The organism is Mycobacterium sp. WUMAC-067, assembly GCF_020217485.1.
Taxonomy (GTDB): domain Bacteria; phylum Actinomycetota; class Actinomycetes; order Mycobacteriales; family Mycobacteriaceae; genus Mycobacterium.
Map to the genome: position 1 here is coordinate 1 of NZ_JAEKMI010000223.1, position 259 is coordinate 259.

The following is a 259-nucleotide window of genomic DNA, read 5'->3' on the forward strand; positions in this document are numbered from 1 at the left end:
AGCTCGACGTGCAAACTGTCGCGATGGCCAAATGGTGGACGACGGAACGGGCGATGAAAGTCCTCGACGACTGCCTGCAGCTGCACGGCGGGTACGGATACATGACGGAATATCCGATTTCGCGTCTCTGGGTTGATCAGCGAGTACAGAAAATCTACGCGGGGTCTAACGAAATAATGAAAGAGATTATTTCGAGGTCGCTTTGACAAGATAGCGACGACCGAACGCCCGGTGTATCAACGCAGATGAGGATCTGCTA

Annotated in this window: 1 protein-coding gene; it reads left to right on the forward strand. The window is 52.9% G+C overall.

What is annotated here, in order from left to right:
- A partial coding sequence (locus JF781_RS28325) for an acyl-CoA dehydrogenase family protein (protein ID WP_255642441.1) occupies window positions 1-206 on the forward strand: 206 nt, incomplete at its 5' end.
- Window positions 207-259: the final 53 nt, after the last annotated feature.